The sequence below is a fragment of the Lederbergia panacisoli genome (genome assembly GCF_024626525.1).
Classification (GTDB): domain Bacteria; phylum Bacillota; class Bacilli; order Bacillales; family Bacillaceae_C; genus Lederbergia; species Lederbergia panacisoli.
The window spans coordinates 127,229-150,151 of sequence record NZ_JANJGU010000005.1; the positions used below are offsets into that span (position 1 = coordinate 127,229).

General features: G+C 38.5%; 23 protein-coding genes. 17 read left to right on the plus strand and 6 right to left on the minus strand.

Annotated elements, in window-relative coordinates:
* The first annotated feature begins 16 nt into the window (after positions 1–16).
* The 4 genes from NQ185_RS09550 to argH all read left to right on the plus strand — a co-directional run bounded on the left by NQ185_RS09550 (position 17) and on the right by argH (position 4,131).
* A complete protein-coding gene (locus tag NQ185_RS09550) occupies positions 17–862 on the plus strand; it encodes an EcsC family protein (protein WP_257581442.1) in 846 nt (281 codons plus the stop codon).
* On the plus strand, positions 859–1,365 hold the full coding sequence (locus tag NQ185_RS09555) for a MogA/MoaB family molybdenum cofactor biosynthesis protein (RefSeq protein WP_257581443.1): 507 nt from the start codon (positions 859–861) through the stop codon (positions 1,363–1,365). Before NQ185_RS09550 ends, NQ185_RS09555 begins: the two co-directional genes overlap by 4 nt.
* Before the next feature lie 184 nt (positions 1,366–1,549).
* Positions 1,550–2,761, plus strand: coding sequence for an argininosuccinate synthase (locus NQ185_RS09560; protein ID WP_257581545.1), 1,212 nt, complete (start codon positions 1,550–1,552; stop codon positions 2,759–2,761).
* Positions 2,758–4,131, plus strand: coding sequence for an argininosuccinate lyase (gene argH / locus NQ185_RS09565; protein WP_257581444.1), 1,374 nt, complete (start codon positions 2,758–2,760; stop codon positions 4,129–4,131). Before NQ185_RS09560 ends, argH begins: the two co-directional genes overlap by 4 nt.
* An 8-nt stretch (positions 4,132–4,139) precedes the next feature.
* On the opposite strand, the gene NQ185_RS09570 is transcribed toward argH, so the two are convergent.
* Positions 4,140–4,523 (minus strand): hypothetical protein, encoded by a 384-nt coding sequence (locus NQ185_RS09570; RefSeq protein ID WP_257581445.1) that lies wholly within the window; start codon positions 4,521–4,523, stop codon positions 4,140–4,142.
* Positions 4,524–5,011: 488 nt separating this feature from the next.
* On the minus strand, positions 5,012–5,467 hold the full coding sequence (locus NQ185_RS09575; RefSeq protein WP_257581446.1) for a universal stress protein: 456 nt from the start codon (positions 5,465–5,467) through the stop codon (positions 5,012–5,014).
* Positions 5,468–5,573: 106 nt separating this feature from the next.
* On the opposite strand from NQ185_RS09575, the gene NQ185_RS09580 reads away from it, so the two are divergent.
* The 3 genes from NQ185_RS09580 to NQ185_RS09590 all read left to right on the plus strand — a co-directional run bounded on the left by NQ185_RS09580 (position 5,574) and on the right by NQ185_RS09590 (position 7,889).
* Positions 5,574–5,723 carry a hypothetical protein gene (locus NQ185_RS09580; RefSeq protein ID WP_257581447.1) on the plus strand — a complete coding sequence of 50 codons (150 nt, stop codon included), beginning with the start codon at positions 5,574–5,576 and terminating at the stop codon, positions 5,721–5,723.
* Positions 5,724–5,848: 125 nt separating this feature from the next.
* Positions 5,849–6,964, plus strand: a complete 1,116-nt coding sequence (gene ald, locus NQ185_RS09585) for an alanine dehydrogenase (RefSeq protein ID WP_257581448.1) — start codon at positions 5,849–5,851, stop codon at positions 6,962–6,964.
* Positions 6,965–7,073: 109 nt separating this feature from the next.
* Positions 7,074–7,889, plus strand: a complete 816-nt coding sequence (locus tag NQ185_RS09590; RefSeq protein WP_257581449.1) for a Cof-type HAD-IIB family hydrolase — start codon at positions 7,074–7,076, stop codon at positions 7,887–7,889.
* Positions 7,890–7,938: 49 nt separating this feature from the next.
* Here the strand turns inward: NQ185_RS09590 and NQ185_RS09595 are convergent, their stop codons facing one another.
* Complete coding sequence (locus NQ185_RS09595) at positions 7,939–9,030, minus strand: M24 family metallopeptidase (protein ID WP_257581450.1); 1,092 nt, start codon at positions 9,028–9,030, stop codon at positions 7,939–7,941.
* A gap of 137 nt (positions 9,031–9,167) precedes the next feature.
* Here NQ185_RS09595 and NQ185_RS09600 point away from each other — a divergent pair, with 137 nt between their 5' ends.
* The 3 genes from NQ185_RS09600 (at position 9,168) to NQ185_RS09610 (ending at position 11,786) form a co-directional block, all read left to right on the plus strand.
* Positions 9,168–9,851 carry a metal-dependent hydrolase gene (locus NQ185_RS09600; protein ID WP_257581451.1) on the plus strand — a complete coding sequence of 228 codons (684 nt, stop codon included), beginning with the start codon at positions 9,168–9,170 and terminating at the stop codon, positions 9,849–9,851.
* A gap of 70 nt (positions 9,852–9,921) precedes the next feature.
* Positions 9,922–10,161, plus strand: coding sequence for a hypothetical protein (locus NQ185_RS09605; protein WP_257581452.1), 240 nt, complete (start codon positions 9,922–9,924; stop codon positions 10,159–10,161).
* A gap of 314 nt (positions 10,162–10,475) precedes the next feature.
* Entirely contained in the window at positions 10,476–11,786 is a 1,311-nt protein-coding gene (locus NQ185_RS09610; protein WP_257581546.1) for a CBS domain-containing protein, read from the plus strand.
* 74 nt (positions 11,787–11,860) lie between these two features.
* Here NQ185_RS09610 and NQ185_RS09615 read toward each other — a convergent pair whose 3' ends face one another.
* The gene (locus NQ185_RS09615; protein ID WP_257581453.1) at positions 11,861–12,160 is read right to left on the minus strand and encodes a YtpI family protein; all 300 of its coding nucleotides are present in this window, start codon (positions 12,158–12,160) and stop codon (positions 11,861–11,863) included.
* 129 nt (positions 12,161–12,289) lie between these two features.
* Here NQ185_RS09615 and NQ185_RS09620 point away from each other — a divergent pair, with 129 nt between their 5' ends.
* Positions 12,290–13,225, plus strand: coding sequence for a DHH family phosphoesterase (locus tag NQ185_RS09620; protein ID WP_257581454.1), 936 nt, complete (start codon positions 12,290–12,292; stop codon positions 13,223–13,225).
* A 16-nt stretch (positions 13,226–13,241) separates the two neighbouring features.
* On the opposite strand, the gene ytrI is transcribed toward NQ185_RS09620, so the two are convergent.
* Positions 13,242–13,748, minus strand: coding sequence for a sporulation membrane protein YtrI (gene ytrI / locus NQ185_RS09625; protein ID WP_257581455.1), 507 nt, complete (start codon positions 13,746–13,748; stop codon positions 13,242–13,244).
* On the minus strand, positions 13,745–14,077 hold the full coding sequence (gene ytrH, locus NQ185_RS09630) for a sporulation membrane protein YtrH (protein WP_257581456.1): 333 nt from the start codon (positions 14,075–14,077) through the stop codon (positions 13,745–13,747). Before ytrH ends, ytrI begins: the two co-directional genes overlap by 4 nt.
* Before the next feature lie 180 nt (positions 14,078–14,257).
* On the opposite strand from ytrH, the gene dnaE reads away from it, so the two are divergent.
* From dnaE to pfkA, 6 genes are all read left to right on the plus strand, one after another.
* Positions 14,258–17,605: a DNA polymerase III subunit alpha gene (gene dnaE / locus NQ185_RS09635; protein WP_257581457.1), complete on the plus strand. Its 3,348-nt coding sequence runs from the start codon at positions 14,258–14,260 to the stop codon at positions 17,603–17,605.
* Positions 17,606–17,810: 205 nt separating this feature from the next.
* Entirely contained in the window at positions 17,811–19,049 is a 1,239-nt protein-coding gene (ystJ, locus tag NQ185_RS09640) for an NADP-dependent malic enzyme (protein ID WP_257581458.1), read from the plus strand.
* Positions 19,046–19,660, plus strand: coding sequence for a FadR/GntR family transcriptional regulator (locus tag NQ185_RS09645; protein WP_373370797.1), 615 nt, complete (start codon positions 19,046–19,048; stop codon positions 19,658–19,660). The genes ystJ and NQ185_RS09645 overlap by 4 nt, the downstream gene beginning before the upstream one ends.
* 52 nt (positions 19,661–19,712) lie before the next feature.
* The gene (gene accD, locus NQ185_RS09650) at positions 19,713–20,582 is read left to right on the plus strand and encodes an acetyl-CoA carboxylase, carboxyltransferase subunit beta (protein WP_257581461.1); all 870 of its coding nucleotides are present in this window, start codon (positions 19,713–19,715) and stop codon (positions 20,580–20,582) included.
* Positions 20,576–21,556, plus strand: a complete 981-nt coding sequence (gene accA / locus NQ185_RS09655; RefSeq protein ID WP_257581462.1) for an acetyl-CoA carboxylase carboxyl transferase subunit alpha — start codon at positions 20,576–20,578, stop codon at positions 21,554–21,556. The genes accD and accA overlap by 7 nt, the downstream gene beginning before the upstream one ends.
* A gap of 407 nt (positions 21,557–21,963) precedes the next feature.
* A complete protein-coding gene (gene pfkA / locus NQ185_RS09660) occupies positions 21,964–22,923 on the plus strand; it encodes a 6-phosphofructokinase (protein WP_257581463.1) in 960 nt (319 codons plus the stop codon).

The window sequence follows — 22,923 nt, forward strand, 5'->3', positions numbered from 1 at the left end:
TAAGGGAGTGGTATTAATGACCTTAACGCAAAGAGAAGAAGTACTTTTGGAGGAACTGCATACATGGCGCCAATCCTTTTTTGAGTACGAAGCAACCGATTTGGAAAATTCTTATGATAAATGGATCGATCAAGCATTTTCACTTCTCCCTGATTCGTTGCAAATTCAATTTTTCGAGAAGCTTGACGATTGGCTATTTCAATTGAATTCACTGTTGCGTGGAACGAAGCTGCAACAAGAAGCAAGTGTAAGAATATTAAATGCTGCTAGATCCATGAATGAAGAAGTAAACTCTATTTCAGATATGAGAACGAAAATGCCCGTTGCACAACTAACATTTTTAGCTGAGCAACAGGCTTCTCGTCATCGAATCTATTCCTTAGTTCAAGGAGGCATGGCTGGATCCGGAAAGCCTTTATTTGTGACAAGTGATTTTTTGGCTATGCTCGTCATTAATTTGCGAGCAGTTCAGCTTACAGCCATGTCCTTTGGATATGACGTTCAATCTCCTGCGGGTTTGCTGGAAACATTGAAAGTATTTAATGTTGCAACGATGCCGGAACGAATGAAAATGTTTGGCTGGGAAGATTTAATGGAGGATCTGCAAAAGGAAGATGAACAATTTTATTTCGACATTCATGAGCGGATAACAGATCATACATGGGTTGACGAACCATTAAAAGAGGCATTGAAAATAAGCCTTATTATGTTACTTTCGAAAAAAACCATTTCAGGTTTTCCTCTTATTTCAGTTGCGATTGGCGCCGGAATGAACTATCGGATAACAAGGAAGGTAACTCACTTTGCAATTAAATATTATCAATATAAGTACTTGCTCGAAAAAAGTGGAGAACTAAAATGAGCGTTTCAGAACATAAAAGAGAAGCCCCTTTTTGTGTGAACTGTGCGGTCATTACTGTTAGCGATACAAGAACGGTGGAGGACGATAAAAGCGGAAATCTTATTTCAAAGCTTTTAAAAGAAAAGGGACATCATACATCCTTATATAAAGTCGTGAAGGATGATGAAACATCTATCGAAGCGGTGATTGAAGAAGCAGCCGGGGTAGAAGATGTGCATGTGATTTTGATGACAGGTGGAACAGGGATTGCCAAACGAGATGTTACAATCGAAACAGTTTCAGCTTTATTTGAAAAAGAGATTGTCGGATTTGGGGAACTATTTCGCATGCTAAGTTATATGGAGGATATCGGATCGGCTGCAATCATGTCTAGGGCATGTGCCGGTACATTTCGCAACAAAGCTATATTTGTCATGCCAGGTTCATCAGGAGCTGTTAAGCTTGCAATGGAGAAATTGATATTGAAGGAATTAGGACATGTTGTAAGGGAATTGAATAAATAAACAAAGCGAAGGTCAACCTAAAAACGCCAGTATTGCTTTTTTAGGGGCCTTCTTTTTTTGCATTTATTTATATATATTTTTATGAATAAGTATTGAAAATATAAATCTATTATGTTAATATCCTAATATTAAATGATTAAAAATTAAATTCTGTGCATAAGTATACATTCAGCAATCAGGAGGAATTCACATGAGTAAGAAAGTCGTGCTAGCCTATTCAGGAGGTTTGGACACATCCGTTGCGATAAAGTGGTTTATTGATAAAGGCTATGAGGTCGTAGCTTGCTGCCTAGATGTAGGTGAAGGAAAAGACCTTGCATTTATACAATCAAAAGCATTGGATATGGGAGCTTCAAAAAGTTATGTCATTGATGCGAAAGAAGAATTTGCGAATGAATATGCATTGATTGCCCTACAAGCTCACACAATGTATGAAAATAAATATCCACTCGTTTCTGCCTTATCAAGACCACTCATTTCAAAAAAATTAGTTGAAGTCGCTGAACAAGAAAATGCAGATGCTGTGGCACATGGATGTACTGGTAAGGGTAATGACCAAGTACGTTTTGAAGTATCGATAAAAGCATTGAATCCAGATCTTGAGGTGCTGGCGCCAGTACGTGAATGGAGCTGGTCACGTGAAGAAGAGATTGCCTATGCAAAAGAAAAAGGAATTCCGATTCCTATCGATTTAGATAGTCCTTTTTCAGTGGACCAAAACTTATGGGGTAGAGCAAATGAATGTGGAATATTAGAAGATCCTTGGGCCGCTCCACCTGAAAATGCCTATGATTTAACGGCTGCATTGGAAAATACACCGAATACGCCTGATATCATCGAAATTGAATTTGTTAAAGGGGTTCCTGTTTCCATCGACGGTAAAAATTATCCTTTGAGTGATCTTATCTTGCAATTAAATGCACTTGCAGGTAAACACGGAGTTGGTAGAATCGATCATGTTGAAAACAGATTAGTTGGCATCAAATCCCGTGAAGTATATGAATGCCCAGGAGCAATGACTCTATTAACGGCGCATAAAGAGTTGGAAGATTTAACTCTAGTTAAGGAGTTAGCTCATTTCAAGCCAGTTATTTCAAAAAAATTGACTGAATTAATATATGATGGGCTCTGGTTCTCACCTTTAAATCCAGCATTGACTGCATTTTTAAAAGAAACACAACAGTATGTGAATGGGACAGTTAGAGTGAAGCTATTTAAAGGCCACGCCATTGTTGAAGGCAGAAAATCACCAAATTCTCTATATAACGAAAGACTTGCTACTTATACAGCGGATGACGAATTTGATCAATCAGCTTCTGTTGGATTTATTAAGCTGTGGGGTCTTCCAACTGAGGTTCACAGCATGATTCACAAAAAGGATGGGGTTAAAGCATGAAAAAAGCATGGGGAGGGCGCTTTTCGAAGTCATCCGAACAATGGATCGAAGAATTCGGCGCCTCCATCTCCTTTGATCAGGAGCTAGTATTGGAAGATATTGAAGGCAGCATTGCCCATGTGAAAATGCTCGGAAAAACGAATATAATCCCACTTGAAGAAAGTGAACAAATTGTCGCTGGTTTACTGAAGCTAAAGCAAAAAGCTGAAGCAGGCGAATTACACTACTCTGTGTCTGAGGAAGATATTCATTTAAATCTTGAAAAAATGCTAACTGAGAAAATCGGTCCTGTTGGAGGAAAGCTTCATACCGGGAGAAGTAGGAATGACCAAGTTGCAACAGATATGCATTTGTATTTAAAAAAACAAGTACATATCATTATGGAGCATATTAAGGAATTGCAATCGGCACTAGTTGAACAAGCAGAGAAAAACGTTGAAACAGTATTTCCGGGATATACCCATTTGCAGCGTGCACAGCCTGTTTCATTTGCTCATCATATGCTTGCTTATTTCTGGATGCTAAAACGCGACTATGATCGATTCGAAGATAGCTTAAAACGAATCGATATATCTCCGCTTGGAGCAAGTGCACTAGCAGGAACAACATTCCCAATCGATCGTTTTTATACTGCGGAACAATTAAGTTTTTCTAGTGTGTATGAAAATAGTATGGATGCAGTAAGTGATCGTGACTTTGTTGTTGAGTTTCTCAGTAATTCAGCCTTGACCATCACACATCTATCTAGACTTGCTGAAGAAATTATCCTTTGGACAAGCAAGGAATTCAGTTTTATTGAGCTGGATGATGCGTATGCAACAGGAAGCAGCATCATGCCTCAAAAGAAAAATCCGGATATGGCAGAGTTAATTAGAGGGAAAAGTGGACGAGTGATTGGGAACCTTGTCGGTATGTTGACGGTGCTAAAAGGGTTGCCGCTTACTTATAATAAAGATATGCAAGAGGATAAAGAAGGCATGTTTGATACAGTCCATACGATGATCGGATCATTAAAAATATTCACTGGCATGATTCAAACAATGACAGTGAAAGATGATGAAATGGAATCCGCAGTAAACCAAGACTTTTCGAATGCAACTGAACTTGCCGACTATCTAGCTGCAAAAGGAATTCCCTTCCGTGAAGCACATGAAATCGTCGGAAAGCTCGTATTGACTTGCATTCAGCAAAATTGTTATTTACTGGACTTACCTTTAGATCAACTGCAAGATGCGTGTTCTAAAATTGATCAAGACGTGTATGTCATCCTTTCACCAAGAGAAGCGGTTAAACGCAGAAATTCATACGGCGGTACAGGCTTTGAGCAGGTAAAAGTCCAATTGGAAAAAGCGAAACAATACGTAAAGTAAGAATCCGGCTAGTAAATCGTGATGACGGCCAGTAAAGTCGCTTCGATGGCCAGTAAACCACACGTAACGGCCAGTAAACTAGCGTGGATGGCCAGTAAACCCGCGCCGATGGCCAGTAAACTGAAAGAACGGCCAGTAAACCGAAAGAACGGCCAGTAAACCCATGTCGATGGCCAGTAAAACCGAAAGGACGGCCAGTAAAACGAAAGAACGGCCAGTAAACCCATGTCGACGGCCAGTAAAACGAAAGAACGGCCAGTAAACCCACGTCGACGGCCAGTAAACCGAAAGAACGGCCAGTAAACCCGCGCCGATGGCCAGTAAACCGAAAGAACGGCCAGTAAACTAGCGTGGATGGCCAGTAAACCATACGCAACAGCCAGTAAACTCAAATCGATCGCCTATAACTTGCAATGTGAGGCCAGTAACAGGGATTCACCAAAGGTATGAGAATCTATAAGCGGAAAATTTCCGCCTAATGTAAATTTTGAAGCTGAATAAGCAGATATAAGCGGAGAATTTCCGATTAATACCTTTAAATAAGGCAAAAACGAAGGATATGGATAAAATAAGCGGAAAAACTTCCTTTAATTCGAGGGAAATATAAGCATTTCCCAACATAAACGGAATTTTTCCGTTTATTTCAAACAATAGGGAATCAGATGGTAATTTAAATCAACTTTAGTTATTCAATAAAAAGATAGAGAATATCTATTTTCAATATTGCAATTTTATATGTTAATGTATCAACAAAATTGATACATTAACAAAAAATAGGGTGAGAAAATCATTTAGATTTCTCACCCTATTTGCATTGCGATTTACTGCATTGCACCTTTAAAGGAGAACCCGTTACCTTCACAGGAATATGCTCCTTTTTTTATTCATATTCTTCTTCCTCAGTTCTTACAATTAAAACATCGCAAGAAGCGGAACGCATAATATGTTCTGATACACTTCCAATCAATAATCGCTCAACTGCATTAAGACCAGTAGCTCCGCAAATGATAAGATCTGCATTTATTTTTTCTGCTACCTGTTTTGGAATGACAGATTTAGGCGAGCCATATTCAACAAGAATTTCAAAATTGGTAAACTGCGCTGCTTCGGCATCTTTTTTGTATTCATCCAATAATTCTTTTGCATATGTTTCCGCTCTTTCAGCCATCGTCCCGTTATAGGCGTCAATGGTCGCAAAGGATCTTGTGTCAATGACGTGAATAAGAGTTAGCTTGGCGTTATTGCGTTTGGCAATTTGAACAGCTTTTTTGAAGGCGCATTCTGCAGATTTGGACCCGTCGACTGCGACTAAAATGTTATGATATCCAAGTGTCATTTTTACCAGTCTCCTAATACTCTTTCTTTTATTTTAGCATAATAAGGAAGGAATTTCTGTTTTGAAATATCGAATAATATATAAAAATGGAATAGGAGCTGTTTAGATGAAAAAGAAGGATGTCCAACACGAGTTTCAATATAATGAAGAAAATAATGCTGAAACAATTGAACAAATAAAAGATGTTTATATTAGTGGAGCCATTGAACAAAGCGGAATCAATGATGAAAAGGTTCAAGATACAATTGAAGGGTAATGATCAGGGCTTTTTGTTCGCAAAAAGCCTCGAATTTTTTTTGGCTAAAAGGAAAAAAGTGCTGTCATGATTCTGCCATAATGTTATGATGGAATGTATAGAATCATCGAACAGGAGGCAGAGTGATGAGAATTGGTATTCCAAAAGAGATTATTAATAACGAAAATCGAGTTGCGATGACCCCTGCGGGAGTTGTAACTTTAACGACAGCTGGGCACAACGTATTTATTGAAGCTGGTGCTGGTCTAGGTTCGGGATTCACGGACGAAGATTACATACAGTCTGGAGCCCAAATTGTTAATAACGCTGAAGAAGCCTGGGCCGGGGAAATGGTTATGAAGGTTAAGGAACCACTAGAAGAAGAATATCGATTTTTGCGAGAAGACTTAATACTCTTCACATACTTACACTTAGCAAATGAGCAAAAACTAGTGGATGCGTTAATCGAAAATAAAGTAACGGGAATCGCTTATGAAACAGTTCAGCTGCCAAATAGAACCTTGCCGCTTTTAACACCGATGAGTGAGGTAGCTGGTCGAATGGCTGTACATATAGGTGCTCAATTCCTTCAGAAAAAAAATGGTGGTCAAGGGATTCTTCTATCGGGAGTACCTGGCGTTCCAAGAGGAAAGGTGACAATAATCGGGGGCGGTGTCGCTGGTACGAATGCGGCAAAAATCGCTATTGGTGTTGGTGCAGATGTTACGATCATTGATTTAGTACCGGATCGGTTGCGTCAGCTTGATGATTTATTTGGCCATGATGTCACAACATTAATATCAAATCCTTTTAACATTGCTCAGGCCGTCAAAGATTCAGATCTTGTAGTAGGGGCAGTTTTAATTCCTGGTGCAAAAGCACCTAAGCTTGTAACGGCAGATATGGTTAAGAAGATGAAACCAGGGTCGGTTGTCATTGATATCGCCATTGATCAAGGAGGAATTTTCGAAACAAGCGATCGTATCACGACTCATGACGATCCAATATATGAAAAATATGGTGTTGTTCACTATGCGGTAGCGAATATGCCAGGGGCTGTTCCACGTACGTCCACAATCGCCTTAACAAATGTGACTGTACCATATGCACTTCAAATTGCCAATAAAGGGTATAAACAAGCATGTCTTGAAAACGAGTCATTGTTTAAAGGTGTTAACACTCTAAAAGGTCATGTTACGTATAAAGCAGTGGCAGAAGCATTTCAGTACCCTTATCAAGATGCTAAAAAGCTATTGCAATAATAAAGTAACTAGAAATGAAAATAATGAAACAGATAAGGCCTGGATAAAAAATCCAAGCCTTATTTGTTAGTAAATGATTGCAAACTAACATGTTTTAGGGGATATGGAAATGACTTATAAGATGCTATGTTTAGATATAGATGGTACTCTTCTCGACTCAAATCATAAAATTTCTTTCGAGACAAAAAAAGCAATTCAATCCTTGCCTGAAGGCTTTCCTGTAATCCTAGTTTCTGCAAGGATGCCTAAGGGAATAATGTTTCTTCATAACGAGTTAGAGTTGAATACACCAATTATTTGTTACAGTGGTGCACTGGTGGTAGATGTTACGACAGATACCTCTTATAAACCTATTTTAAATAAAACAATGACTTTAGACGAGATTAAGAAAATTACTAGTCAAGCTAAAATTCGTGATGTTCATATAGGCTTTTATAAAGACAATGAATGGTATGTTAATAAAATGGATGATTGGGCGATTCAAGAACAAGAAATTGCCAAAACAGAACCTAAAATAATGGATTATCAAAAATTGTTTCATATGTGGGAACAGCAAAATACTGGAGCTAATAAAGTACTATGTATGGGTCAAGAAAAGGAGATTGAAAGACTAGAACAGGATTTACAAAATATTTGTAATGGAGAACTAACCGTTTATCGGTCTAAACCTACATATTTAGAAATAATGCACCATACAGCAAATAAAACCTCCGCAATACACCTCTTGCAAGAAAAATATACCTTAAAGCAAAACCAGATTATTGCTGTTGGAGATAATTTCAATGATATAGATATGCTTAAATATGCAGGACTAGGCATCGCTATGGGGAATTCACCTGAGCCTGTCAAGCAAATCGCAAATGAAATTACTTTTTCAAATGATGACAACGGGGTAGCAAAAGTTATACAAAAGTACCTGTTATAAGTCAAGTAAGGGGAAGACCAAATCACTGATTTGGTCTTCTTTTTAGAAATTATAATTTAAGTGATTTCGGAAATTTAGTCAAAACTTCGACGCCGCCATCTGTTACTAACACATCGTCTTCAATCCTTACACCAGCGACTCCCGGTACATAAATTCCTGGTTCAATGGTAAAAACCATCCCTGGCTTAAGTTCCAGTTCATTCGTTGCCGTCATGGATGGATACTCATGAACACTGATTCCAAGTCCATGGCCAAGTCGATGTGGGAAGTAATCTCCATATCCAGCTTGATGAATGATATTCCGTGCGATAGAATCAAGATCTTTGGCAAGCACTCCGGGCCTAGTAGCATTCACAGCTGTTTCTTCTGCTTCTAAAACGGTTCTATATATTTTTTCTTGCTCATCATTAATATCACCGTAAGCAACAGTTCTCGTAATATCTGAACAATATCCTTCGTAAATAACCCCAAGATCGAACAGAACGAAATCTCCTTTTTGTATTTTTGTATTTCCTGGTGTTCCATGAGGTGAAGCTGCGTTTGCTCCTGTTAGCACCATCGTGTCAAACGACATGCCGGATACACCTTTTTTCTTCACTTCGTATTCAATGGCTGCAATGATATCAAGCTCGGTTTTACCTTCCTTAATTTCATGAACTCCTACTTGAACAGCAAAATCAGCAAGTTCACATGCTTTTCGAAGTAAGGCAATTTCTTCTTGATCCTTTATCATTCTTAGTTCGTTAAGGATCGCTTCCGCACTTTTATAAATGGCACCCGGAAATCTAGATAAAAGTTCTTCATATCTTTCAACATTTAAATGCTCTTTTTCCACTGCCCATTTTTGAATGTTTTTGATACGAGCCTTTACCCGTTCCTCAACAAAATCCCACGGTCTTTCTGTATCACTATATCCGATGACTTCATATTTCCATCCTGAATTTTTAGCATCATTGACTTCCATGCTCGGACAAATTAAAAAGGGTTCTTGTTCAGGGAATACCGCAAGTCCAAGTAAGCGTTCATGGGGATTACTCTGAAAGCCTGATAAATAAAAAATATTATCGGGTAATGTAATGAATGCAGCGTCAATTTGTTCTTGTTTAAGCCAATTTGTCAGTTTTGTTAGTCTTTCATTCAAAAGTTTACAACTCCTTCAAATTACTTTTATTGATAAAAGATTATCAGTTTTTTTAGATTATGAAAAGCAATAGGAGGGAAATGACTAGAATGGCTCGAAGAGATATAAGGAAGAATCTATGAAGGGGTGTTTTCATAATGAAAGTTTCTTATCATGGTCATTCAGTTGTAAAGGTTCAAACAGAAGGTAAAACGATATTATTCGATCCCTTTATTACGGGAAACTCTTTAACCGATTTACAAGTGGAAAAAGAAAAAGCGGATGTAATTATTTTAACGCATGGGCATGGGGATCATGTAGGCGATACTGAAGCAATTGCAAGCCGATGTAATTCTCTTGTCGTCGCTCCGAATGAGCTTGCTGTTTATTTGGGCTGGAAAGGATTGAATACACACGGAATGAACATCGGTGGTGCCTATGAATTTAATTTTGGAACGGTCAAATATACACAAGCTTTTCATAGTTCAGCGGTTGTGACGGAGAACCAACAAATTATTTATATGGGAATGCCTGCAGGAGTCCTCTTCACCGCTGAAGGAAAGACAATCTATCATGCGGGGGATACAGCCTTGTTTTCGGATATGAAATTGATCGGGGAACAACATCCAATTGATCTCGCATTCTTGCCTATTGGAGATAATTTTACGATGGGTCCTCGGGATGCAGCCGTAGCGGCTAAGCTTATAAACGCTAAACTAGTAGTGCCGGTTCATTACAATACATTTCCGCCCATTAGGCAAAATCCCCAAAACTTTCTTGATCTATTAGAAGATTCTTTAAAAGGAAAAATCTTGGAAGTCGGAGAAACGTTGGAACTTTAAATCACAAACTAGGTTTTTTACTACGGTCTCCTTGCATACAATAACAAAAAGTATGCAAGGAGGCTTTTCCATGAAAAATCGATTTTTGCTTTGTTTACTTCTATGTGGGGCATTATTGTATATTGCTGTGCCGCGTTTATCTATTAACGCAATCGGAATGGAAAGGATTTTTGCTATTTCATGGCTAGTTTTTGCTTTTATCGTCATTGCAGGCAATTTATCGGCGCTGCTCTTTTTACCAAAAAGAAGAAATCCAGTTGGTTTAAAACAATTGACAAATTCTGAAATAAAGCGAGTACGTGCACGTTGAGGTGCACTATGGAAAGAAAGTATAAGCCTTTAGTAGTTCTATTTTGAACATAGGCATTTTCTGTCCAGCTTCAGCGCCTATCGACTAGCAAACTTCCAGTCCTCTTCCCTACGATAAGTCAACATCAGGTGAAATTTGAAGTGCCAATTTCACTAACTCGTCCCTCGTCGTGTTTCCTTTATCGCAAGTCTTAGGCCATGAAGTTTGTACGTCGATGAGCAAGGCGCTTACGCATTTCTTATTAAATTGCTAATTAGTGCCTTTTCTCGCTATAATAAAGATACATTGATTGGTAGGAGAAAAGGGTGAAAAGCTTGTCGACAAAGCATGAACAGATTATTCGCCATATTGATAGTCTTCCGATAGGGGAAAAAATATCGGTAAGGCAAATTGCTAAGGTCCTGAAAGTTAGTGAAGGAACAGCATATAGAGCAATCAAAGATGCCGAAAATAAAGGATACGTCAGTACAATTGAACGTGTTGGGACGATTCGTATAGAGCGAAAGAAAAAAGAAAATATTGAAAAGCTGACATTTGCTGAAATTGTTAATATCATTGATGGTCAAGTGTTTGGGGGGAAAGCAGGTCTTCACAAGACACTTACGAAATTTGTCATTGGTGCAATGAAAATTGACGCGATAATGAGGTATACAGGTGCCGGAAATTTATTGATTGTTGGAAATCGAACGGAAGTACATGAGCATGCATTAAGAGCAGGTGCAGCAGTTTTAATTACAGGTGGTTTTGATACGAGTGACGCTGTTAAAAAACTTGCCGATGAGTTGGAGCTCCCTATTTTATCGACAAGCTATGATACGTTTACAGTAGCTACCATGATTAACAGGGCCATCTACGACCAGCTTATAAAAAAAGAAATAATTTTAGTGGAAGATATTCTAACTACACCAGATAAAGCAGCATCGATGACAGTTAAGGATACTGTTGAAGATTGGTATAATAAGAAAAAAGAAACGAACCATAGCCGCTTTCCCGTCATTGATTCTAATCAGAAAGTGCTCGGGATCGTGACGGGAAAAGATGTAATTGGACAAGATGAATTATTGTCTATTGATCGGGTTATGACGAAAAATCCATTAACCGTAGGAATGAAAACAAGTGTTGCCTCAGTAGCACATATGATGATATGGGAAGGGATTGAAGTATTGCCTGTCGTCAATGAACAACAGCGGTTCGAAGGGATTATCAGTAGGCAAGATGTGTTAAAAGCCCTACAAATGATTCAGCGTCAGCCTCATGTCGGAGAGACGATTGACGACACGGTTTCGAAACAGCTTTCAGCTTGGGAAAACACTGGGGATACTTCATTTTTGTTTGAGGTCACACCGCAAATGACAAACCAGCTTGGAACGATTTCTTATGGGGTATTTACATCTATTGTAGTAGAAGCAGCAAACCGTATTTTCAGGCAACAAAAAAAAGGAGAACTTGCCGTCGAAAACATGACTGTTTATTTTCTGAAACCAGCCCAAATGGAAAGTGTTCTTGTAGTTCAGCCTAAAATCCTTGAAGCTGGAAGGAAATTTGGCAAGGTAGATGTAGAAGTGCTAAATGGAACTGAGTTAATTGGGAAGGCTCTTTTAATGTGTAAGTTAATAGATAAGTAAAAACGAAAAGAGGAAGGCGCTGTACCTAGAAATAAAGAGGCTATTTCCATAATTGAAATAGCCTCTCGACATTCTTATTTCGTCTCTTCTGCTTCTCTTATTGCATATGGAACGTGGTGACGATATGCCTTAAATCCGACCCATGCGCTAAATCCACCAAGCAAAATAAAAACAGCAGCGATCACATATGTAATTGTTGTATGATAAAGAAAGAGCTGGTTTATACCAAATAATGCGACGAATAGTCCCAGCGCTACGCTAGATTTTCCATTCAGCATTTTTTTCTCCATCGGTCTTTTACTGCGTACATACTTTATTTTGTAAAATACATAAAAAGAAAACGATAATATGATAAAGAAAACCAAAAAGGGCATCGTATGAATGGCCTCCATTTCTGTCTAAACGTTATTATTCTTTTATTGTAACGATAAAAAGGCTAAAATTCTACTTAAGAGAAATGAACATTGAATGACAAAATGTCCAATTAGAAAAGGGGGCACACTATGAAGCAAAAAATATTAGAGGCAGTAAAACAATACGAGACGATCATTATTCACCGGCATGTAAGGCCGGACCCTGATGCGTATGGTTCACAAGGGGGGCTTGCGGAAATTTTAAAAGCTTCATTTCCTAAAAAAAAGATCTATGTTGTAGGAAAGAGGGATACATCGCTAGATTATTTATTCATACCTGATACGATTACTGAACAACATTATAAGGGATCGCTAGTCATTGTTTGTGATACTGCGAATCAAGAACGAATTTGCGATGAGCGCTATACATTAGGGGATATGCTAATTAAAATTGACCATCACCCAAATGAAGATCGATATGGGGATTTACTTTGGGTTGATACTTCCGCATCTTCTACAAGCGAAATGATATATGAATTGTATCTTCATGGGAAAAACGAAGGGTTAAAAATGACGGACGAAGCAGCGAGACTCATTTTTTCAGGTATTGTAGGGGATACTGGCCGGTTTATATATCCAAGTACGACAAAAAAGACGTTTGACTATGCAGGTGAGCTTATCGGCTACAAGTTTGATCGAACTCTATTATTCAACGATATGTATGAGCTGGAGCCAAAATTAATCAAGCTGCAAGGTTACGTATATGAAAATTTTAAAATGAATGCAGATGGGGCTGCAACAATTGAGTTAACGAAAGATACACTTCTTTCCTTTGATGTATCTGCTTCGGAAGCATCGATTCTCGTTAGCTCACTCGGCACCATAAAAGGAATTAAGGCTTGGTGCTTTTTTATAGAAGAAGAGAAGGAAATTCGAGTTAGGCTGCGATCGAAGGGGCCGATTGTCAATAAAATTGCAATGCAATATAATGGCGGAGGCCACCCGCTTGCTGCCGGAGCATCTGTCTATTCCTGGACCGAAGTGGAAAAAGTTAAGATGGCAATTGAAGAAATCTGTAAAAAGTAAAAAAGGGGCCGGAACGTTATCCGGCCAACCTTAGTTCAACTGTAATTTGAATGGTCGTATAAAAGTACATTTCCTTTACGACTAGCTTGAATCGTTTTCCATTAATACTCATAACCTTATTTTCAATTGTTTTTTTAATAATATCTTTATTTTTATTGACTGTACTTAAATCTTTTGCCAGCAAGGATTTTAAATCTTCTTGTACGTCTTCTTCAACATTGAAAATACTTTGCCTATCTTGTATGTTATACTTTTCATAGTTGACTAATCTTACATTTATTTCTTGAACCGTCAGCATATCCTCATTTTTCTTATTAAGTTCCTGGTAATCCTCCTGCCAAATCTTTATTTGGTTTTGTAATATATTTATTTGTTTAGACTGTTCTTCTAATAAGATGCCATTCCTTTCCTGCATCACACCAAACATAAATAAAAATATGAACCAACTAATACAACCGCCAACAGCGGCGCCTCCCAAAAAACGCTGCCATGTGGGCTTTCTGTAAAGAGGTGGAATTCTCATGATATATGTTCCTGTGTAAGCCAGCTAATAATAAGGGCTGCGGATTTTGCACCACCCATTGCCGATAAAATCCATAAAAATTGTTTGAAGATATCTTTAGTACCACCTTCTAAAAATCCCCTTTCAAAGCTATAAACCGTATCAAATGTCCCGCCTATAGCTGCAACAATGGCCCAAATTCTTATTCTGCCACCAATTTTATATATTTCCGTTAGTAGCGGCTCACCCGTAATAAAAGCAGCGAGACCCCCAATCAATGAACCTCCCAGCATGACACCAAAGGCAATAAAAAAGCTATTAAAAAAAGTAGGAAAGAAAGCCTCATCCATGATACCATCTCCAATTTCATAAGATTCCATTATTATTGAATATATGGGACAAAGCGTAATTGTATGAAAAAGAGAAATCGAACATATTTTCTTTTTTTGCGTGCTGGTCCATAATAGAAGAAGGATGAAGATACATTTAATATTTTTGAAAGAAGATAGAAATAGGGAAAGGTGAGGAAAATGATTTTTTCCCATTTGCAAATTTCAACCGCATACAGTTTGTTATCCAGTACCATCTCCATTTCATCCCTTGTGGACAAGGCGAAAGAATTAAACTTCCCCGCACTTGCCATTACTGATCATAATGCAATGTATGGTGTACTGCCATTTTATAAAGCTTGTGTCAAGGCTAAGATTAAGCCGATTATAGGTATGACTGCCGATGTAATATTTGTAGAGAAAGATGAAGTTTATCCTGTTGTTTTGTTAGCGAAAAACAATAAAGGCTATCAAAACTTATTGAAAATATCGAGTTATATTAAAACTTCCCAAGAAGAGCGTATTTCTCTAGATAAGCTTCAATCTCTTTCTAGTGGGTTAATTGGCTTAATTCCGGGGCGTAATGGAGAAATTGGAGAACTTATCTCTCAAGGTCATATGGATAAGGCAGCTGCGTATGTAAATACTTTTTCCGATTTATTTGAGGCTGACTCCTTTTATTTGTCGGTACAAAACTTTGGAACTGCATCAGATAATTTACTGAATAAAGCCATTCATTCATTAGCCGGAAAAATGAACATACCGCTTGCAGCAACGAATAATGTTCGCTTTTTAGAAAAAACTGATTCATTTGCGTACACATGTTTAAAAGCCATCCGCGACGGTGAAAAATTATCGAATTTTCAGGAACAACAAGGTGAAGAAAACGAATATTACTTTAAAAGTCAGCAAGAAATAGCGGATTTATTTTCTGATATGCCAGACGCATTAGAAAATACGCTGAAAATCGTTGAACGCTGCAATGTCATGATTGAAACAAATCAAGAGCTTTTGCCGAAATACCCACTAAAAGATGGGGAAAAAGCGGGAGTATTACTGCAAGAATTAAGTTTAAGCGGGTTGAAAAAGCGAGTTGTTCATCCCGACCAACGCTATTTTGATCGTTTAAAATACGAATTAGACATTATAGGAAGAATGGGTTTTAATGATTATTTTTTAATTGTTTGGGATTTTATGAAATTCGCAAGGGAACATTCCATTTTAACTGGACCTGGTCGTGGTTCTGCTGCAGGATCATTAGTCGCATATGTTTTAGGTATTACAGATGTAGATCCAATTGAACACGGGTTGTTATTTGAACGGTTTTTAAATCCTGAACGGATCAGTATGCCAGATATCGATATTGATTTTCCCGACCATCGACGTGATGAAGTCATTGAATATGTTATGAAAAAATATGGCAAGTTGCATGTAGCGCAAATCATTACGTTTGGAACTTTCGCCACTAGAGCTGCTATGCGGGATACCGCCCGCGTTTTTGGGATGAACACGAAGGAAATGGATCAGTTATCTAGGCTTATTCCTTCACGATTAGGCGGTGCAGGCCTTAAGCAAGCGTATATAGTGTCAGATGGCTTAAAGGCTTTCGTAAACGAGTCGGAGCTCAATCGAAAACTTTATGAAACAGCATTAAAAATAGAAGGCCTTCCTCGTCATACGTCCACACATGCGGCTGGGCTTGTCATTTCCGAGAATCCTCTTACAAATATCATTCCGATTCAGGGTGACGAGACTGGTACATACTTAACTCAGTTTCCAATGGAGGATTTAGAGGAAATAGGTTTATTAAAAATGGATTTCCTTGGCCTGCGCAATTTGTCTTTGCTTGAAAGGGTCATTAAAAGCATTGAAAAACGAATAGGGAAAAAAATAAACCCGAAAGAAATTCCCTTCTATGACGAGAAAACATTTGCCATGCTGATAAAAGGGGAAACTACTGGTATTTTCCAATTGGAATCGGAAGGAATGAGAAAAGTTCTTCGTGAACTAGGTCCTACTGAATTCGAGGATATTGTAGCAGTCAATGCCTTATACAGACCCGGACCGATGGAGAAAATACCTGATTACATTGCCCGCAAACATGGCAAAAAAGAAGTTCAGTTTCTTCATTCCGATTTAAAACCTATATTAGAGTTGACTTATGGTGTCATCGTATATCAGGAGCAAATTATGCAAATTGCTTCTGTTATGGCGGGTTTTACACTTGGTGAAGCTGATTTACTACGCAGGGCGGTAAGTAAGAAAAAGAAAGAGGTCTTGGACCGTGAACGAAAACACTTTGTTGATGGAGCATTAAAAAAAGGACATGATGAAAAAATAGCAAATGCGACTTACGATTTAATTGTTCGTTTTGCAAATTACGGATTCAACAGAAGTCACGCAGTAGCTTATAGTATGATTTCATGGCAACTTAGCTATTTAAAAGCCAATTTTCCTAATGATTTTATGGCAGCATTACTCACTTCCGCCATTGGAAATGAAGATAAAATGGCCGAATACATTTCAGAAGTGAAGCATATGGGGATTAAGGTTTTGCCCCCATCCGTAAATAGTAGTCAATATCCATTTATTGCTGAAAAAACTCGAATTAGATTTAGCCTTGCAGCTATTCGAGGGATTGGCGTCGCTACATTAAGAGAAATTATCAAAATACGCAGCGTTAAACCATTTAAGGATCTTTTTGACTTTTGCCTAAGAGTTCCCCAAAGGGCTATTAATCGAAATATATTGGAGGCTCTAGTTCACTCTGGAGCATTTGATGAATTTGGGTATGACCGAGCAGTTTTATTAGCCACCTTAGATGTAGCTATGGAACATGCTGAATTGATGAGGCCAATTGAAGATGGGCCTGATCTATTTGAAAACACGGAGATGTTCCACATTCAACCTAAATATATTGATGTAGAGCCGATCGGTTCTACTGAAAAACTGTTATTCGAAAAACAAGCGCTCGGCCTATATATTTCAGATCATCCTGTTACAATGTACAGTGAACGTTTCCAGTCCGAGGGAACAGCCCCGCTCATCGAATTAAAACCAAATCAAAGAAAAGTGTCTGCAGGAGTATATATAACGAGCGTAAAAACAATCAGAACAAAAAAAGGGGATTTAATGGCATTTATTAAGATAAGTGATCAGACGGGAGATATGGAGGGAGTGGTTTTTCCTGAAACTTATAAACGTTTCAGCTTAGTTTGTAAAGAAGGAGAAATTGTCCTCATTTCGGGGAATATTGAGAGTAGGGATGGCGGCCTTCAATTTATTATCCAGCATATTCAATTAGCGAGTGAATTGAAAGATCCCGCAATCTTATATTTGAAAATCAGAGCTGAATTGCATACAAGGGAAACACTTCATTCATTACATGAACTTATTCGAAAGTATAAAGGAAAAACTGCTATTGTCCTCCATTATGAAACGACAAGGAAAACAATTAAATTATCGGTGGAAGACTGGATAGATCCCTCAAGTGAAGTATTAAATGAAATAAAGGCCCTGCTCGGAAATGATTGTGTCATCTTAAAATAAGGCTCATTTTTGATTTTTCTTCGTTAAAATTTTTATTACAGCGACCATTTAGAGAAAAGAGCCTAAAATTATTTTTTCAAATGGACAAAAATATGATATATTGTTTTAGAAGCTTTTGTGGTCAGACCACTCTTGACTTAGGATGATGTAGCGACTATTTTTGATCAAGGCGGCACTTTCAGTGAAAAAGAAGGAGTGAAACTCTTTGACTTTGCGTGAAGAAGCACTGCATATGCATAAGGTTCACAAAGGGAAGCTGGAATCCAAATCAAAAGTTGAAGTGAAAAATGCAAAAGATTTAAGTCTTGCATATTCACCTGGTGTAGCAGAGCCTTGTAAGGAAATTTACGAAAAACCTGAAACGGTATACGATTATACAATGAAAGGCAATATGGTAGCAGTTGTTTCTGACGGGACTGCCGTTTTAGGACTAGGGAATATCGGTCCGGAAGCAGCCTTGCCTGTTATGGAAGGAAAGGCAGTTCTCTTTAAAAGTTTTGCCGGTGTTGATGCATTTCCCATTTGTTTAAATACAAATAATATCGAAGAAATTATACAAACTGTCAAGATTCTAGAGCCTAATTTTGGGGGAGTGAATCTGGAAGATATCGCTGCTCCTAATTGTTTTGTTATTGAGGAAAGATTGAAGAAAGAAGCCAATATCCCAGTTTTTCATGACGATCAGCATGGTACAGCGATTGTAACAGTGGCAGGTCTCGTGAATGCACTCAAAATAACCGGGCGAAGAATGTCAAGGATAAAAGTCGTGGCAAATGGGGCAGGAGCTGCAGGTATTGCCATAATTAAACTTTTATATAGCTATGGAGTGCGTGATATTATCATGTGCGATTCGAAAGGTGCGATTTATGAAGGTCGCCCAGTAGGCATGAATGATGTCAAAACAGCTGTTTCCAAATATACGAATCGGGATAAAATGAGTGGCAGCCTGAAGGATGTTATTCAGGATGCAGATGTTTTTATTGGTGTTTCGGTTGCTGGAGCACTGACAAAAGAAATGATTCAATCAATGAATCCAGATCCAATCATTTTTGCAATGGCAAATCCGGAACCTGAAATAATGCCCGAAGATGCTATTGAAGCAGGAGCAAAAGTGATTGGAACCGGACGATCAGATTTTCCCAATCAAGTAAATAATGTTCTTGCATTCCCGGGGATTTTTAGGGGAGCTCTTGATGTTAGGGCCACTCATATCAATGAAAAAATGAAGCAAGCAGCGGTTTCGGCCATTGCTAATTTGATTTCCGAAGAAGAACTGACAGCCGAATATGTCATACCAGCTCCATTTGATCCTAGAGTGGCTCCTCAAGTTGCAGCGTCAGTCGCGAAAGCCGCAATGGAAACAGGGGTTGCTCGTATAAAGGTCGATCCGGAAGAAGTTAGGAAAAAGACGATGAGGCTCGCAGTGATAGGAAAAGGCGAGTGAGAATATTGAGCCAATCAAAAGTATATTTAAGCATCGTAAAAGATATAAGGCAGATGATAACGAACGATGGTTTAAAGCAGGGAGATAAAATTCCATCTGAACGTGAATTAACAGAGCGGCTCAAGGTTGGCCGCTCCTCAGTCCGTGAAGCTCTTAGATCACTTGAACTTTTAGGACTGATTGAAACCCGAAGAGGAGAAGGAACCTTTTTGGGAGACTTTAAAAATAACCAACTTATCAAACTGCTTGGCATGTTTATATTAGAAGATCCAAATGTAAAAAATGATATAACAAAAACTAAAAAACTCCTTGAAAAAGATATCATTCGAAATATTTGTTCTATGTCAGATAAAGGGCAGTTACAAATCCTCAAAAAGAATGATGATCTTGATAGTGCAATCCTTTTTGATAGGATTATGGAGTTGGAAAGTAATCGCCTTCTATATAGGATTTGGGATGTATTGAAAAGCTATTCTGCGGAAATTATGGACGACCATGTCCAGCTTGATCAGAGTAGTGCAATATCATTTCTAGATGCACTTATTGAAGGGAATTCGGAAAAGGCAATCGCTATTTATGAGAGAAAGGACTCTAGTCGTTTCCGCATCTAGTAGATTAAAATAATCATTAATTAATAAAAGTCGTTTTTTAGGGGGACTCAGATTGCTTAAGGACCTTTTTTCTAAACCTAAAAAGAAAAAATATGCAGCCATTCCATCTGAAGCAGCGAAACAAGATGTTCCAGAAGGAATTATGACAAAATGTCCAGAATGTAGAAAAATAATGTATACAAAAGATTTACAAAAAAACTTAAAAGTGTGCCTGCACTGTGATCATCATATGAGAATGACCGCATATGAACGTGCGGAAAGTCTTCTTGATGAAGGGTCATTCGTTCTGTTTGAAGAACATATTTCGTCTGCAAATCCACTTGGATTCCCAGGCTATTTAGAGAAATTAGAAAAAGACAAGAAGAACTCGAATTTGGATGAAGCGGTTTTAACTGGAAAAGGTGCTATAAACGGCTTAAATGTTGTCATCGCTATTATGGATTCGCATTTCAGAATGGGGAGTATGGGTTCTGTCGTAGGTGAAAAAATAGCAAGGGCTATTGAGAAGGCCGCGGAGATGGAAGTTCCATTTTTAATCTTTACCGCATCTGGTGGAGCAAGAATGCAGGAAGGTGTTTTGTCATTAATGCAAATGGCTAAGACAAGTGCGGCGTTAAAGATGTTTAGTGATAAGGGTGGATTGATCATATCGTTTATGACTCATCCAACAACTGGTGGAGTATCGGCTAGCTTTGCTTCTTTAGGAGATTATAATTTTGCAGAGCCTGGTGCTTTAATTGGGTTTGCCGGCCGTAGAGTAATTGAGCAAACAATCCGAGAAGAGCTTCCCGATGATTTCCAAACCGCAGAGTTTCTTCTTGAACATGGCCAGCTCGATGCTGTAATTCACCGAAAAGATATAAAAGAAAAATTAACGACTGTACTTGAAATCCATCAGCAAGAAGGTGAACTCACATGGTAAATGGATTGGAATTTGAAAAACCTGTACTTGAACTTCGAAATAAAATTGCAGAGCTCAGGGAGTTCACGAAAAATTCTGAAGTAGATTTATCGGAAGAAATTGATAAACTTGAAGCGCGATTAGAGAACCTTGAGAGAGATGTATATGAAAATATGGCCCCTTGGGATCGTGTCCAAGTCGCCAGACATGCCAACAGGCCGACAACATTAGACTATATCGAATTACTGTTTACTGATTTTCTAGAACTTCATGGGGATAGGGTGTTCGGTGATGACACCGCCCTCGTTGGTGGAATCGCGAAGTATAAAGGGATTCCAGTGACCGTTGTGGGACATCAGCGCGGAAGAGATACGAAGGAAAATATCCGCCGTAATTTTGGGATGCCTCACCCCGAAGGATATCGGAAAGCATTACGACTCATGAAGCAAGCTGAGAAATTCAACCGTCCAGTTATCTGCTTTATTGATACGAAAGGTGCTTATCCAGGAAAAGCTGCTGAGGAACGTGGACAAAGTGAAGCTATTGCAAGAAATCTTTTTGAAATGGCCGGACTAACGGTTCCAATAATTTGTATTGTAACCGGAGAGGGTGGAAGTGGTGGTGCTCTAGCCTTAGGAGTGGGTGATCGCATTTTTATGCTGGAGAATTCGACCTACTCCGTTATTACTCCAGAAGGAGCGGCATCAATATTATGGAAGGACGCATCTTTGGCCAAGAAGGCAGCAGAAGCAATGAGAATCACAGCTACTGATTTAATCGAACTTGGTATAATTGATGAAGTCATTCCAGAAATAAAAGGTGGGGCCCATAAGGATGTGGAAGGACAAGCGAAGGAAATTGACCAAGTGCTATTAAAAGCTCTTCAACAGCTTCAAACAGTCCCAGTCGAAAAACTAATTGAAGATCGATATCAAAAATATAAACGTATGGGTAAATATACGGAAACAAACCAATATGAAAATATTCATTTTTAAAGGTATTGCCTCTTAGCGCAATGCCTTCTTTAATGTTTCGAGAAGGTATAAGTTTTTTTAGTCGGAATTTTTGAATTTAGGCTTTCGCTGTCCAGCGCAAGCAGCCTATCGACTAGCAAACTTCCTGTCCTTCTCCCTACGATAAGTCAACATCAGGTGAAATTTGAAGTGCCAATTTCACTAACTCGTCCCTCGCCGTGTTTCCTTTATCTCAGTCGAAGGCCCTGAAGTTTTTACATCGATGAGCAAGCGCTTGCGCTTTTCTTATGTTTCGAGCTTTTTGTATCATTTTAGTGAAAAATTTGAGAAACTGTCGATAAAATGGTATTTTTAAAGTAATTGAAATCTATTTTTATTCATAGTAAGACTAAGATCTTTTATTATATTCGAACATCGAGGTGGCAATAGTGAAAAAAATAGGGATTTTAACAAGTGGCGGAGATGCCCCAGGCATGAATGCAGCCATAAGAGCCGTAGTAAGAAAGTCAATATATAATGGACTCGAGGCATATGGGATATATCAAGGATATAGTGGTTTAATCAATGGAAATATAAAACAGCTTGAACTTGGTTCGGTCGGAGATATTATTCATCGTGGTGGTACGATGCTCCGCTCAGCACGCTGCAATGAATTTAAGACGAAGGAAGGGCAGCAAAAAGGAATTGAGCAACTAAAAAAATTCGGCATTGATGCCCTAGTTGTTATCGGTGGAGATGGATCTTTTATGGGTGCTAAAGCATTGACTGAACAAGGCTTCCCTTGCATCGGTGTACCAGCTACAATCGATAATGATATTGCCGGAACTCAATTTACTATTGGATTTGATACCGCATTGAACACCGTCTTAGATGCAATTGACAGAATCCGTGATACGGCGTCATCTCATGAGCGGACCTTTATTATCGAAGTAATGGGAAGAGATGCAGGAGATATCGCACTTTGGTCTGGTCTTGCAGGCGGAGCTGAAACGATACTAGTACCAGAAGAAAAACACGATATGGAAAATATTGCTGAGCGCCTGCGCAGTGGACAAAAACGTGGTAAAAAACATAGTATTATCATTGTTGCTGAAGGCGTAATGAGTGCCAACGATTTTGCTGAAGAACTTAAAAAATCAATTGATATTGAAACGAGGGTGTCTGTTTTAGGACATATCCAAAGGGGAGGAACTCCGACAGGTTTCGATCGTGTTCTAGCAAGTAGACTTGGTGCGAGAGCGGTTGAACTGCTTATGGAAGGAAAAGGCGGAAGAACAGTTGGAATTGAGAAGGATAAAATTATTGATAATGATATTTTAAGTGTACTTGGGCAGCCACGAACATTCTCCCAAGACATGTATGATTTATCACAAGTATTATCCATTTAA

What these genes read in the sequence shown, in the direction of transcription:
- ytrI (WP_257581455.1), bottom strand. Translation starts at nt 13,748, where the DNA reads ATGAGAATTCCACCTCTTTACAGAAAGCCCACATGGCAGCGTTTTTTG.
- NQ185_RS09600 (WP_257581451.1), top strand. Translation starts at nt 9,168, where the DNA reads ATGAAAGTTTCTTATCATGGTCATTCAGTTGTAAAGGTTCAAACAGAA.
- NQ185_RS09575 (WP_257581446.1), bottom strand. Translation starts at nt 5,467, where the DNA reads ATGACACTTGGATATCATAACATTTTAGTCGCAGTCGACGGGTCCAAA.
- NQ185_RS09555 (WP_257581443.1), top strand. Translation starts at nt 859, where the DNA reads ATGAGCGTTTCAGAACATAAAAGAGAAGCCCCTTTTTGTGTGAACTGT.
- accA (WP_257581462.1), top strand. Translation starts at nt 20,576, where the DNA reads ATGGTAAATGGATTGGAATTTGAAAAACCTGTACTTGAACTTCGAAAT.
- ald (WP_257581448.1), top strand. Translation starts at nt 5,849, where the DNA reads ATGAGAATTGGTATTCCAAAAGAGATTATTAATAACGAAAATCGAGTT.
- ytrH (WP_257581456.1), bottom strand. Translation starts at nt 14,077, where the DNA reads ATGGATGAGGCTTTCTTTCCTACTTTTTTTAATAGCTTTTTTATTGCC.
- dnaE (WP_257581457.1), top strand. Translation starts at nt 14,258, where the DNA reads ATGATTTTTTCCCATTTGCAAATTTCAACCGCATACAGTTTGTTATCC.
- NQ185_RS09605 (WP_257581452.1), top strand. Translation starts at nt 9,922, where the DNA reads ATGAAAAATCGATTTTTGCTTTGTTTACTTCTATGTGGGGCATTATTG.
- NQ185_RS09615 (WP_257581453.1), bottom strand. Translation starts at nt 12,160, where the DNA reads ATGCCCTTTTTGGTTTTCTTTATCATATTATCGTTTTCTTTTTATGTA.
- NQ185_RS09580 (WP_257581447.1), top strand. Translation starts at nt 5,574, where the DNA reads ATGAAAAAGAAGGATGTCCAACACGAGTTTCAATATAATGAAGAAAAT.
- NQ185_RS09550 (WP_257581442.1), top strand. Translation starts at nt 17, where the DNA reads ATGACCTTAACGCAAAGAGAAGAAGTACTTTTGGAGGAACTGCATACA.
- NQ185_RS09590 (WP_257581449.1), top strand. Translation starts at nt 7,074, where the DNA reads ATGACTTATAAGATGCTATGTTTAGATATAGATGGTACTCTTCTCGAC.
- NQ185_RS09620 (WP_257581454.1), top strand. Translation starts at nt 12,290, where the DNA reads ATGAAGCAAAAAATATTAGAGGCAGTAAAACAATACGAGACGATCATT.
- argH (WP_257581444.1), top strand. Translation starts at nt 2,758, where the DNA reads ATGAAAAAAGCATGGGGAGGGCGCTTTTCGAAGTCATCCGAACAATGG.